The organism is Salmonella sp. 32020114201800008SM (genome assembly GCF_017572025.1).
In the GTDB taxonomy this organism is placed as follows: Bacteria; Pseudomonadota; Gammaproteobacteria; order Enterobacterales; family Enterobacteriaceae; genus Salmonella; species Salmonella enterica.
The window spans coordinates 280,354-292,605 of the sequence record NZ_JAGEQM010000005.1; the positions used below are offsets into that span (position 1 = coordinate 280,354).

Sequence of the window (12,252 nt, forward strand, 5' to 3'; positions counted from 1 at the left end):
TCGAAATATGAAGGCGATATCCTCTCCCTTGTGGAGAGGGTTAGGTTGAGGGAAAAGCCTCACCCCAGCCCTCTCGGGTAAAAACATTAATGAAGGTTAATACTATGAAAGCATTACATTTTGGCGCAGGTAATATCGGTCGTGGCTTTATCGGCAAACTGCTGGCTGACGCGGGGATACAACTGACGTTTGCGGATGTAAACCAGGTCGTACTCGATGCCCTGAATGCCCGTCATAGCTATCAGGTTCATGTTGTGGGTGAAAATGAGCAGGTGGATACCGTTTCCGGCGTCAACGCTGTCAGCAGCATCGGCGATGATGTTGTCGACCTGATTGCCCACGTTGATTTAATCACCACTGCCGTGGGCCCGGTGGTGCTTGAGCGTATCGCTCCTGCTATCGCTAAAGGGCTGACAAAACGTAAGGCGCAGGGCGTGGATGCCCCGCTGAATATCATCGCCTGCGAAAATATGGTGCGCGGCACCACGCAGCTCAAAGGTCATGTGATGAACGCGCTGGCGGATGGCGATAAAGCCTGGGTTGAACAGCACGTTGGCTTTGTCGATTCCGCCGTTGACCGTATTGTGCCGCCATCTGCTTCTGCGACCAACGATCCGCTGGAAGTGACGGTAGAAACCTTCAGCGAGTGGATTGTTGATAAAACTCAGTTCAAAGGCACACTGCCAAACATCCCTGGCATGGAGTTAACCGACAACCTGATGGCATTTGTCGAACGTAAACTCTTCACGCTGAACACGGGTCATGCTATAACCGCGTACCTCGGAAAACTGGCGGGTCATCAAACTATTCGCGATGCGATTCTCGACGAGAAAATCCGCGCAGTGGTGAAAGGCGCGATGGAAGAAAGCGGCGCGGTGCTGATCAAACGCTACGGTTTTGATGCCGACAAACATGCGGCATACATTCAGAAAATCCTCGGTCGTTTTGAAAACCCGTATCTGAAAGATGACGTCGAACGCGTAGGCCGTCAGCCGCTACGCAAACTCAGCGCGGGCGACCGTCTGATCAAACCGCTGCTTGGCACCCTGGAATATGGTCTGCCGCATGTGAATCTGGTCAAAGGGATCGCGGCGGCGATGCATTTCCGTAGCGATGAAGATCCGCAGGCGCAAGAGTTGGCGGCGCTGATTACCGAAAAAGGCCCGCAGGCCGCGCTGGCGCAAATTTCCGGGCTGGATGCCAATAGCGATGTGGTGGCGGAGGCGGTTAACGCATATAACGCGACCAAATGACGCAGAACCCGGCGCAGGTTAGCCTGCGCCCAAATAACAGATTGTCAGATATGCAGGCAATAATGGAACAAACCCAGGCCTTTGAAAATCGTGTGCTTGAGCGTCTGAATGCTGGCAAAACCGTACGGAGCTTCCTGATTACCGCCGTCGAGTTACTGACCGAGGCGGTGAATATTCTGGTGCTCCAGGTGTTTCGCAAAGACGACTATGCCGTGAAATACGCTGTGGAACCGTTGCTGGACGGCGACGGGCCGCTGGGCGATCTTTCGGTACGTCTGAAACTTATCTATGGCCTTGGCGTACTCAGCCGCACCGAATATGAAGATGCGGAGCTGTTAATGGCGCTGCGCGAAGAGCTGAATCACGACGGCAATGAGTACGCCTTTACCGACGATGAAATCCTCGGGCCGTTTGGCGAACTGCACTGCGTCATGGCGCTACCGCCGCCGCCGCATTTTGATACGTCCGACGCGGCGCTATACGCCATGCAAATTCAGCGCTACCAGCAGGCGGTGCGTTCGACGATGGTCCTCTCCCTGACCGAGCTGATTTCTAAAATCAGCTTAAAAAAGGCCTTTCAAAAGTAAATCCCGCCGTTAACCCCTTTCTTCTTCTTTTGGTCGGTACAGCCGCCGGTAATATTCCAGACGCTGCAAATAAATAGGCGCGCTCTCCGACGGCACCTCGGAAGGAACATAATCACGCGGCGGCGTTTTATTCAGGTATTCACGGAACGCCTGGCTGGACGCCATAAAATCGACGGCTTTATCAATAAGAAGTGGTACGTTCTCACCTATTTTTGCCATGATAGATCCTCCATGTGGGACCCGCGTCTGACTCCCGCGGTCGCTTATTTGAGTTTAGGATCAATTTAGCGTTGTCATTGAGGAAAATGTGCTTAATCGCTTTTCTTGTCGGCAAAAAGGCGCTTCATCTTTTCTTTCGAAAAAAATATTTTATTATCAATGAGATAAATAAATAATTAGCGATGTAATACTTGCCGTAATTGATTATCTTTACGTCATGAGTTGTGAAGAATCACTCACTGCGCGCATACTATAGGATATCTATCCCATTTCTATCAGAAGCTATCCCATGAAAGAAGTCGAAAAAAACGAAATTAAACGCCTGAGCGATCGTCTTGACGCTATTCGCCACCAGCAGGCAGGTCTCTCTCTGGTTGAATCCGCCGATAAATACGCGGAGCTGGAAAAAGAAAAAGAGACGCTGGAAGCAGAAATTATCCGTCTGCGCGAAGTACACAGCCAGAAACTGAGTAAAGAAGCGCAGAAGCTGATGAACCTGCCGTTTCGCCGCGCGATCACTAAAAAAGAGCAGGCCGACATGGGCAAGTTGAAGAAAAGCGTGCGTGGCCTGATCGTAGTGCACCCGATGACGGCGCTGGGCCGGGAAATGGGGCTCAAAGAGATGACAGGTTTCGCGAAGAGCGAGTTCTAAACCTTCCGCATCCCAGGCTCTCAAGACACCCGTTGTACGGAGGGTGTCTTGAATGCATCGGGCTATATTCCGAATTTTTCATAGAAGTATTTACATCGTTTATATACAAGTTCATTTTTAACGGCAATCCCTGCTTTTTCAGGATAAAAAATTCCACTATCGTGCCTGTTTGTATTTATACAATGAATTTTTTCATCCTCTTTTCTCATAACCCGCAGAATATAATTGACCCGCGAAATTAAATAACATTATCATCCATGAAAAAAAATGCTCATACATAAATATTATAATTATATTTTTATAAAGCATTGTTATGAGTAATTGATAAACAACGTCGGGTATTTGCACACTCCTATAGAAGCAATGAATGTTTTCATTATAACCATACGTTAATGGCTATTGGCAATGCTCGCAAAATGATGAGTTAGCTGTATAAATAATAGGTTAACTATTTATATTATATAAATTATTAACAAGGATATTTTATATGTTCAAAAATGGAAAATTTATCCCCCTGCTTGCTTTGGGATTCACATTTTTTTTGTCTGGTTGTGATTACTTCGCAGATAAGCACCTTGTTGAAGAACTGAAAAAACAACAAAAAGAACAAGAAGCAAAGATAAACCTGTTAGAAAAACAACAAAAAGAACAAGAAGTAAAGATAAATTTGCTAGAAAAACAACAAACTACGGTTATCAACACTACTCAAAAGATCGCCGAAGTCGTTGGCCGCGTTGAACGCAAACAACGGCTATTCGACTATACAGAACTGGACCCATCACAAACGCACTATTTTATTATTAACAACGGCAATATCGGATTAGCCGGGCGTATTCTATCTATTGAGCCAATAGATAATGGAAGTGTTATTCATCTTGATTTAGTTAACTTACTCAGCATTCCCGTATCAAACCTTGCGTTTAATATGACATGGGGTACGAAAAAACCTTCCGAGGCAAAAGATCTGCCTCGCTGGAAACAACTCCTGCTCAACACGAAAATGGATTCGACAATCGAACTCTTACCGGGAGCATGGACAAACGTCACGCTAACATTAAAAGGCGTATCGCCCAATAATCTTAAGTATCTAAAAATAGGTATTGACATGGAGAATGTCATATTCGACAGCATACAACCTATTAATGATACGAAAAAGAAGCCAAAAAAATAATAGCCATTGATACAACTATTTTAGAAAAGGAAAGCACTTATTCATGAACAGAATATTTAAAGTCCTCTGGAATGCCGCTACGGGAACATTTATTGTCACCAGCGAAACCGCAAAAAGCCGCGGCAAGAAAAACGGCCGCAGAAAGCTGGCGGTTTCCGCACTCATCGGTCTTAGCAGTATTATGGCCGCAGATGCGCTGGCCAACGCTGGGAACGATACCGGCAGCGGTGTTACAGTATCAGGCACAACGGGAAGCGGGTGGATTGCAATTGGTACTGATGCCACAGCCAATACTTACACCAACGTTGATGGCGCAAGCGCCGCAATGGGTTATCATGCCTCCGCAATGGGGAAATGGAGTACCGCCATTGGTTCATACAGCCAGTCCACCGGCGACTCTTCGTTAGCGCTTGGCGTAAAATCGGTTTCTGCCGGTGACCGGGCCATTGCGATGGGCGCCTCATCCTCTGCCAGTGGAAGTTATTCAATGGCAATGGGTGTGTATGCCAATTCGAGCGGCGCAAAATCGGTTGCATTAGGTTATAGATCTGTCGCGAGCGGAGCAACTTCCTCTGCATTAGGTTATCAAGCTACTGCGAGCGGCGACGACAGCGCTGCTTTTGGTAATGGCGCAAAAGCGGTAGGCACCAACTCAGTTGCCCTTGGCTCGGGCTCTATCGCCCAGGAAGACAATTCCGTCGCCGTGGGTAACAGCACCACTCAGCGGCAGATCACCTACGTTGCTAAAGGCGACATCAATTCCACCAGTACCGATGCCGTTACAGGTGCGCAAATTTATTCTTTAAGTCAATCCGTCGCCGATCGACTCGGCGGAGGGGCTTCCGTTAATTCTGATGGTACAGTGAATGCGCCCCTCTACGAGGTAGGCACAGGCATCTACAATAACGTAGGCAGTGCATTAAGCGCACTTAACACTTCTATCACTAACACAGAGGCCTCTGTCGCAGGATTAGCCGAAGACGCGCTGTTGTGGGATGACAGCACCAGCGCCTTTAGCGCTAGCCACACGGGAAACGCCAGCAAAATCACCAATCTGGCGGCAGGCACCCTGGCCGCAGACAGCACCGACGCCGTTAACGGCTCCCAGTTGTTTGATACGAACGAGAAAGTGGATCAGAACACTGCTGATATCACCGCCAATACCGACAGCATTAACCAGAACACCGCTGATATCACCGCCAATACCGACAGCATCAATCAGAACACCACTGATATCGCTGCCAACACCACCAGCATCAATCAGAACACCACTGATATCGCCACCAACACCACCAATATCAACAGCCTGAGCGATTCCGTCACCACGCTCACCGATGATGCACTGCTTTGGGATGCAGCCTCTGGCGCATTCAGCGCTAAGCACAACGGAAGCGACAGCAAAATCACCAATCTGGCGGCGGGTACCCTGGCCGCTGACAGCACCGACGCCGTTAACGGCTCTCAGTTGTTTGATACAAATGAGAAAGTGGATCAGAACACCGCTGATATCACCACCAATACCAACAGTATCAATCAGAACACCACTGATATTGCCACCAACACCACCAATATCAACAACCTGAGCGATTCCATCACCACGCTCACCGATGATGCCCTGTTATGGGATGCAGCTTCTGGCACATTCAGCGCCAGCCGTAGCGGAAGCGCCAGCAAGATCACCAATCTGGCGGCGGGCACCCTGGCCGCGGACAGCACCGATGCGGTTAACGGCTCCCAGTTGTTTGCCACCAACGAAAATGTGTCTCAGAACACCGCTGATATCACCACCAATACCAACAGCATCAATCAGAACACCACTGATATTGCCACCAACACCACCAGCATCAACAACCTGAGCAATTCCGTCACCACGCTCACTGACGATGCCCTGCTATGGGATGCAGCCTCTGGCGCATTCAGCGCTAGCCGCAACGGAAGCGCCAGTAAAATCATCAATGTCGCCGCCGGGGACCTTTCTGAAGACAGTACAGACGCGGTGAACGGCTCTCAGTTGTATGAAACCAACCAGAAGGTGGATCAAAACACCTCTGCTATCGCAGATATTAATACGTCCATCACCAATCTTAGCTCTGACAACCTGAGCTGGAATGAGACAACGAGTTCGTTCTCTGCCAGCCACGGAAGTAGTACGACAAACAAAATCACCAACGTTGCTGCCGGAGAGCTGTCTGAAGAAAGTACCGACGCCGTTAACGGATCGCAGTTGTTCGAAACCAATGAAAAAGTGGATCAGAACACGACCGATATCGCCGCCAATACCACTAACATCACTCAGAACAGCACCGCGATTGAGAACCTGAATACTTCTGTCTCCGACATTAATACGTCCATTACCGGCCTCACTGATAACGCTCTGTTATGGGACGAAGACATCGGCGCTTTCAGCGCAAACCACGGTGGAAGCACCAGTAAAATAACCAATGTCGCCGCCGGGGCGCTTTCTGAGGACAGTACAGACGCGGTAAACGGCTCACAGTTGTATGAAACCAACCAGAAGGTGGATCAAAACACTTCTGCTATCGCGGATATCAATACGTCCATCACTAATCTTGGTACCGATGCACTGAGCTGGGATGACGAAGAAGGCGCGTTCAGCGCCAGCCACGGTACCAGCGGTACCAATAAGATAACCAATGTAGCAGCAGGTGAAATCGCCAGTGACAGTACTGACGCCGTTAATGGCTCTCAGCTCTATGAAACTAACATGCTGATTTCTCAGTATAATGAATCTATTAGCCAACTAGCCGGCGATACCAGCGAAACCTATATCACGGAAAATGGTACCGGCGTGAAATACATCCGTACGAATGATAACGGGCTTGAAGGCCAGGATGCATACGCAACGGGTAACGGCGCAACGGCAGTAGGTTACGACGCCGTCGCCTCTGGCGCTGGCAGTCTGGCTCTTGGCCAAAACAGCAGCAGCAGCATTGAGGGCAGTATCGCTTTGGGCAGTGGCTCCACCTCTAACCGCGCTATTACAACCGGTATACGAGAAACGAGCGCAACAAGCGATGGCGTTGTCATTGGCTACAATACAACAGACAGAAAGTTGCTGGGCGCGTTGTCATTGGGGACGGATGGAGAAAGCTATCGTCAAATTACCAACGTTGCTGACGGCTCTGAAGCGCAAGATGCGGTAACAGTTCGTCAGTTACAAAATGCCATTGGTGCGGTCACTACTACACCGACCAAGTACTACCACGCAAACTCAACGGAAGAAGATTCACTGGCTGTCGGAACTGACTCACTGGCAATGGGTGCGAAGACCATCGTCAATGCTGATGCAGGTATTGGTATTGGTCTGAATACACTGGTGATGGCTGATGCCATCAACGGGATTGCTATCGGTTCTAACGCACGCGCCAACCATGCAAACAGTATTGCAATGGGTAATGGTTCTCAGACCACTCGCGGCGCACAGACTGACTACACCGCCTACAACATGGACACACCGCAGAACTCTGTCGGTGAGTTCTCTGTCGGCAGTGAAGACGGTCAACGTCAGATCACTAACGTCGCGGCGGGTTCGGCAGATACCGATGCCGTTAACGTTGGTCAATTGAAAGTAACGGACGCGCAGGTTTCCAGGAATACCCAGAGCATTACTAACCTGAATACTCAGGTATCGAATCTGGATACCCGCGTCACCAATATCGAAAACGGCATTGGCGATATCGTCACTACCGGTAGCACCAAGTACTTCAAGACCAACACCGATGGCGCAGATGCAAATGCCCAGGGTGCGGACAGCGTCGCGATTGGCTCTGGCTCTATTGCTGCCGCTGAAAACAGCGTGGCGTTAGGCACAAATTCCGTCGCAGATGAAGCTAATACTGTGTCTGTCGGCTCTTCTACTCAACAACGCCGTATTACCAACGTTGCCGCAGGGGTGAACAACACTGACGCGGTTAATGTGGCGCAACTGAAAGCCTCAGAAGCAGGCTCCGTGCGTTATGAAACCAATGCAGATGGCTCGGTTAACTATAGCGTGCTCAACCTGGGAGACGGGAGTGGCGGCACCACTCGGATCGGCAATGTTTCAGCGGCGGTGAATGATACGGATGCGGTTAACTATGCGCAATTGAAACGCAGCGTCGAAGAAGCAAACACCTATACCGACCAGAAAATGGGTGAAATGAACAGCAAAATCAAAGGGGTAGAAAACAAGATGAGCGGCGGTATCGCTTCAGCGATGGCGATGGCCGGTCTGCCACAAGCCTACGCCCCGGGCGCCAACATGACCTCGATTGCTGGCGGTACGTTTAATGGTGAAAGTGCCGTCGCCATTGGTGTCTCCATGGTAAGTGAAAGCGGGGGCTGGGTGTATAAATTGCAAGGAACCAGCAACAGCCAGGGCGATTACTCTGCGGCCATTGGCGCGGGCTTCCAGTGGTAATGAAGTAACAACACTCCCGACATCAAAGGCAATGGCATAATGCCATTGCCTTTTCACTTCCCTTTGCTGTCCTCCCCCCTCAATTGGCCCTACCAATTTTAGCCCGTTACCACAGCCTACTCACATTTCACTGAATTAACTCTACAATACCGTTGCCAATAAATAACATCTGGTTAACTATTTGTTGTCATTATCCATACACAACAATATTGGCAGGACCACTTTTACACATAATGTGACTTCAACGAGATGAGCAAAGATTCATCCCATTATGCGTGTGGTTCTCAGGAGACCTGCAATGAACCTCTGGCAACAAAACTATGACCCGGCGGGTAATATCTGGCTTTCCAGCCTGATCGCATCGCTCCCAATCCTGTTCTTCTTTTTCGCCCTGATTAAACTCAAGCTGAAAGGCTACGTTGCCGCTTCGTGGACGGTGGTTATCGCGCTCGCCGTTGCGCTGCTGTTCTATAAAATGCCGGTCGATCACGCGCTGGCATCGGTCGTGTATGGCTTCTTCTACGGGCTATGGCCGATTGCCTGGATAATCATCGCCGCGGTCTTCGTCTATAAAATTTCGGTCAAGACCGGGCAGTTTGACATTATTCGCTCGTCAATTCTGTCGATTACCCCCGATCAACGTCTGCAAATGCTGATTGTCGGCTTCTGCTTCGGCGCGTTCCTTGAAGGCGCGGCGGGTTTCGGCGCGCCGGTGGCGATAACCGCCGCGCTGCTGGTGGGTCTGGGCTTTAATCCGCTGTATGCGGCAGGGCTGTGCCTGATTGTAAACACCGCGCCTGTCGCCTTTGGCGCGATGGGGATCCCGATTCTGGTTGCCGGACAGGTCACGGGCCTGGACAGCTTTGAAATCGGTCAGATGGTCGGTCGTCAGCTACCGTTCCTGACCATTATCGTCCTGTTCTGGATTATGGCGATTATGGACGGCTGGCGCGGCGTGAAAGAAACCTGGCCTGCGGTGATGGTCGCTGGCGGCTCGTTTGCTATCGCCCAGTATCTCAGCTCCAACTTTATCGGGCCGGAACTGCCGGACATTATCTCTTCACTGGTGTCTCTGGTGTGTCTGACGCTGTTCCTCAAACGCTGGCAGCCGGTACGCATCTTCCGCTTCGGCGATATGGGCGCGTCGCAGGTCGATCAGACGCTGGCCCGCACCCGCTATACGACAGGGCAAATTGTTCGCGCCTGGTCGCCGTTTCTGTTCCTGACCGCCACGGTCACTCTCTGGAGCGTACCGCCGTTTAAAGCGTTGTTTGCCCCCGGCGGCGCGCTGTATGACTGGGTAATTAACGTTCCGGTACCGTATCTCGACAAACTGGTCGCCCGTATGCCGCCGGTCGTACACGAAGCGACCGCTTACGCGGCGGTGTATAAATTTGACTGGTTCTCCGCCACCGGCACTGCAATCCTGTTTGCCGCGCTGTTGTCTATCGTCTGGCTGAAAATGAAGCCCTCAGCCGCAATCCAGACCTTTGGCAGCACGCTGAAAGAGCTGGCGTTGCCGATTTACTCCATCGGCATGGTGCTGGCGTTCGCGTTTATCTCGAACTATTCCGGGCTTTCCTCCACGCTGGCGTTAGCGCTGGCGCACACCGGCAGCGCCTTCACGTTCTTCTCGCCGTTCCTCGGCTGGCTGGGTGTCTTCCTGACCGGGTCCGACACCTCATCTAACGCGCTGTTTGCCTCTCTACAGGCTACCGCGGCGCAGCAAATCGGCGTCTCTGATGTGCTGATGGTGGCGGCGAACACCACTGGAGGCGTAACCGGGAAGATGATCTCGCCGCAGTCTATCGCCATCGCCTGCGCGGCGGTGGGACTGGTAGGGAAAGAGTCCGATCTGTTCCGTTTTACCGTCAAACACAGCCTGATCTTCACCTGTATGGTGGGCGTGATCACTACGCTTCAGGCCTATGTTTTAACCTGGATGATTCCGTGATTGTGATGCCAAAACGCCTGTCAGACGAGATTGCCTCTCGCGTGCGGGCGCTGATTGAAGAACAAAACCTGGAAGCGGGCATGAAATTGCCCGCCGAGCGCCAGTTGGCTCTACAGCTTGGCGTATCACGCAACTCTTTACGCGAAGCGCTGGCGAAGCTGGTCAGTGAAGGCGTGCTGGTGAGTCGTCGCGGCGGCGGGACATTTGTCCGCTGGCAGCACGAAACCTGGTCTGAACAGAATATCGTGCAACCGCTGAAAATGCTGATGGCGAACGATCCGGACTACAGTTTCGACATTCTGGAAGCCCGCCACGCCATTGAAGCCAGTACGGCCTGGCACGCCGCCATGCGTGCCACCGCTGCCGACAAAGAGAAAATCAGACTCTGCTTTGATGCGACGCTCAGCGAAGACCCGGATCTCGCCTCCCAGGCCGACGTGCGCTTTCATCTGGCGATCGCGGAAGCCTCGCACAATGTGGTGCTGTTGCAAACCATGCGCGGTTTCTTCGACGTCCTGCAATCCTCCGTCAAACAGAGTCGCCAGCGTATGTATCTCGTTCCGCCCGTATTCTCAAAGCTGACGGAACAACACCAGGCAGTGATGGACGCCATTCTGGACGGTAACGCCGAGGGCGCGCGTAAAGCGATGATGGCGCACCTCAGTTTTGTCCACACCACGATTAAACGATTTGATGAAGACCAGGCCCGCCAGGCGCGTATTACCCGCCTGCCCGGCGACCATAATGAGATGACCAGGGAGAATAAATCATGATTATTTCAGCAGCCAGCGATTATCGTGCCGCAGCTCAGCGCACGTTGCCTCCTTTCCTCTTCCACTACATCGACGGCGGCGCGTATGCGGAATATACCCTGCGCCGAAATGTGGAAGACCTGTCGCAAGTCGCTCTGCGCCAGCGCGTGCTGAAAAATATGTCCGATTTAAGCCTGGAAACGACCCTGTTTAACGAAACGTTGTCGATGCCGGTGGCATTAGCGCCGGTAGGCCTGTGCGGCATGTACGCCCGTCGCGGCGAAGTACAGGCCGCCGCCGCCGCAGACGCAAAGGGCATTCCGTTCACCCTTTCCACCGTCTCCGTCTGTCCGATAGAAGAAGTTGCACCAACCATTAAGCGCCCGATGTGGTTCCAGCTTTATGTGCTGCGTGACCGGGGCTTTATGCGCAACGCGCTTGAACGTGCGAAAGCGGCGGGCTGCTCCACGCTGGTCTTTACCGTGGATATGCCAACGCCGGGCGCGCGCTACCGTGACGCCCACTCCGGGATGAGCGGCCCAAACGCCGCCATGCGCCGTTACTGGCAGGCGGTGATGCACCCTAAATGGGCGTGGGATGTTGGCCTGAACGGTCGCCCGCATGATTTAGGCAATATTTCCGCCTATCTGGGTAAACCGACTGGCCTTGAGGACTATATCGGCTGGCTGGCAAATAACTTCGATCCGTCCATCTCCTGGAAAGATCTGGAGTGGATACGCGAATTCTGGGACGGCCCAATGGTGATCAAAGGGATCCTCGATCCAGAAGATGCCCGCGATGCGGTACGTTTCGGCGCTGACGGTATCGTGGTGTCGAATCACGGCGGCCGCCAGCTCGATGGTGTGCTCTCTTCCGCCCGCGCCCTGCCCGCCATTGCCGATGCGGTGAAAGGCGATATCGCCATTCTGGCGGATAGCGGGATTCGTAACGGGCTGGATGTCGTGCGTATGATTGCGTTGGGGGCCGATACCGTACTGCTGGGTCGGGCCTATCTCTACGCGCTGGCGACGGCAGGAAAAGCGGGGGTCGCCAACCTGCTGGACCTGATCGAGAAAGAGATGAAAGTCGCCATGACCCTGACCGGCGCGAAATCTATTAGCGAAATCAGTGGCGATTCACTGGTGCAGGAACTGGGGAAAAGTTTGCCCACCGCGCTGGCGCCAATGAGCAAAGGCGATGCCGCCTGAACGTCTGGCGCGTGAGAGCCCGGTAAATTTCTGCTA

The 12,252-nt window shown here is 52.1% G+C and carries 9 protein-coding genes; 8 read left to right on the forward strand and 1 reads right to left on the reverse strand.

Features of this window, described 5'->3' with window-relative positions; all coding sequences use genetic code 11:
• The first annotated feature begins 104 nt into the window (after positions 1–104).
• Both mtlD and mtlR read left to right on the forward strand, forming a co-directional pair.
• Positions 105–1,253, forward strand: coding sequence for a mannitol-1-phosphate 5-dehydrogenase (mtlD, locus tag J4613_RS15440; RefSeq protein WP_111742192.1), 1,149 nt, complete (start codon positions 105–107; stop codon positions 1,251–1,253).
• On the forward strand, positions 1,250–1,840 hold the full coding sequence (gene mtlR, locus J4613_RS15445; RefSeq protein ID WP_000193201.1) for a mannitol operon repressor MtlR: 591 nt from the start codon (positions 1,250–1,252) through the stop codon (positions 1,838–1,840). Before mtlD ends, mtlR begins: the two co-directional genes overlap by 4 nt.
• Positions 1,841–1,849: 9 nt before the next feature.
• Here mtlR and J4613_RS15450 read toward each other — a convergent pair whose 3' ends face one another.
• On the reverse strand, positions 1,850–2,059 hold the full coding sequence (locus tag J4613_RS15450; protein ID WP_001062558.1) for a hypothetical protein: 210 nt from the start codon (positions 2,057–2,059) through the stop codon (positions 1,850–1,852).
• A gap of 289 nt (positions 2,060–2,348) precedes the next feature.
• Here J4613_RS15450 and J4613_RS15455 point away from each other — a divergent pair, with 289 nt between their 5' ends.
• From J4613_RS15455 to lldD, 6 genes are all read left to right on the forward strand, one after another.
• Positions 2,349–2,711: a YibL family ribosome-associated protein gene (locus J4613_RS15455; protein ID WP_000665687.1), complete on the forward strand. Its 363-nt coding sequence runs from the start codon at positions 2,349–2,351 to the stop codon at positions 2,709–2,711.
• Positions 2,712–3,198: 487 nt separating this feature from the next.
• Positions 3,199–3,882, forward strand: a complete 684-nt coding sequence (locus tag J4613_RS15460; RefSeq protein WP_020838520.1) for a DUF3251 domain-containing protein — start codon at positions 3,199–3,201, stop codon at positions 3,880–3,882.
• 43 nt (positions 3,883–3,925) lie between these two features.
• On the forward strand, positions 3,926–8,302 hold the full coding sequence (sadA, locus tag J4613_RS15465) for a trimeric autotransporter adhesin SadA (protein ID WP_111742191.1): 4,377 nt from the start codon (positions 3,926–3,928) through the stop codon (positions 8,300–8,302).
• 298 nt (positions 8,303–8,600) lie between these two features.
• Complete coding sequence (gene lldP, locus J4613_RS15470; protein ID WP_001055305.1) at positions 8,601–10,256, forward strand: L-lactate permease; 1,656 nt, start codon at positions 8,601–8,603, stop codon at positions 10,254–10,256.
• Positions 10,253–11,029 (forward strand): transcriptional regulator LldR, encoded by a 777-nt coding sequence (gene lldR, locus J4613_RS15475; protein ID WP_000636696.1) that lies wholly within the window; start codon positions 10,253–10,255, stop codon positions 11,027–11,029. Before lldP ends, lldR begins: the two co-directional genes overlap by 4 nt.
• Complete coding sequence (gene lldD / locus J4613_RS15480) at positions 11,026–12,216, forward strand: FMN-dependent L-lactate dehydrogenase LldD (RefSeq protein WP_000586990.1); 1,191 nt, start codon at positions 11,026–11,028, stop codon at positions 12,214–12,216. The genes lldR and lldD overlap by 4 nt, the downstream gene beginning before the upstream one ends.
• Positions 12,217–12,252 lie beyond the last annotated feature (36 nt).

Excerpts from the sequence above, each read along its gene's own strand:
- mtlR (WP_000193201.1), top strand. The coding sequence starts at position 1,250 with ATGACGCAGAACCCGGCGCAGGTTAGCCTGCGCCCAAATAACAGATTG.
- mtlD (WP_111742192.1), top strand. The coding sequence starts at position 105 with ATGAAAGCATTACATTTTGGCGCAGGTAATATCGGTCGTGGCTTTATC.
- J4613_RS15455 (WP_000665687.1), top strand. The coding sequence starts at position 2,349 with ATGAAAGAAGTCGAAAAAAACGAAATTAAACGCCTGAGCGATCGTCTT.
- lldP (WP_001055305.1), top strand. The coding sequence starts at position 8,601 with ATGAACCTCTGGCAACAAAACTATGACCCGGCGGGTAATATCTGGCTT.
- lldD (WP_000586990.1), top strand. The coding sequence starts at position 11,026 with ATGATTATTTCAGCAGCCAGCGATTATCGTGCCGCAGCTCAGCGCACG.
- J4613_RS15460 (WP_020838520.1), top strand. The coding sequence starts at position 3,199 with ATGTTCAAAAATGGAAAATTTATCCCCCTGCTTGCTTTGGGATTCACA.
- sadA (WP_111742191.1), top strand. The coding sequence starts at position 3,926 with ATGAACAGAATATTTAAAGTCCTCTGGAATGCCGCTACGGGAACATTT.
- J4613_RS15450 (WP_001062558.1), bottom strand. The coding sequence starts at position 2,059 with ATGGCAAAAATAGGTGAGAACGTACCACTTCTTATTGATAAAGCCGTC.